Annotated in this window: 1 rRNA gene; it reads right to left on the bottom strand. The window is 57.0% G+C overall.

The annotated features are described in order from the left end of the window. Positions 1 to 805 (bottom strand): 23S ribosomal RNA (locus tag ADK67_RS09820); the annotation flags it as partial.

The following is an 805-nucleotide window of genomic DNA, read 5'->3' as shown; positions in this document are numbered from 1 at the left end:
GAAATGACACGGCTTCGGCGGTGTGCTTGAGCCCCGCTACATTGTCGGCGCAGGACCACTTGACCAGTGAGCTATTACGCACTCTTTAAAGGGTGGCTGCTTCTAAGCCAACCTCCTGGTTGTCTGGGCGACCCCACATCCTTTCCCACTTAGCACACACTTAGGGGCCTTAGCCGGCGTTCTGGGCTGTTTCCCTCTCGACTACGAAGCTTATCCCCCGCAGTCTCACTGCCGCGCTCTCACGTACCGGCATTCGGAGTTTGGTTGATTTCGGTAAGCTTGTGGGCCCCCTAGACCATCCAGTGCTCTACCTCCGGCACGAAACACACGACGCTGCACCTAAATGCATTTCGGGGAGAACCAGCTATCACGGAGTTTGATTGGCCTTTCACCCCTAACCACAGCTCATCCCCCAGGTTTTCAACCCTGGTGGGTTCGGGCCTCCACGCGGTCTTACCCACGCTTCACCCTGGCCATGGCTAGATCACTCCGCTTCGGGTCTAGACCACGCGACTACATCGCCCTATTCGGACTCGCTTTCGCTACGGCTACCCCACACGGGTTAACCTCGCCACGCAGCACTAACTCGCAGGCTCATTCTTCAAAAGGCACGCCGTCACCCCTAAAGGCTCCGACGGATTGTAGGCACACGGTTTCAGGTACTATTTCACTCCCCTCCCGGGGTACTTTTCACCTTTCCCTCACGGTACTAGTCCGCTATCGGTCACCAGGGAGTATTCAGGCTTAGCGGGTGGTCCCGCCAGATTCACAGCGAATTTCACGAGTACGCTGCTACTTGGGAACA

The sequence above is a fragment of the Saccharothrix sp. NRRL B-16348 genome, assembly GCF_001280085.1.
In the GTDB taxonomy this organism is placed as follows: Bacteria; Actinomycetota; Actinomycetes; order Mycobacteriales; family Pseudonocardiaceae; genus Actinosynnema.
This window is presented reverse-complemented; position numbering and strand designations above follow the sequence as displayed.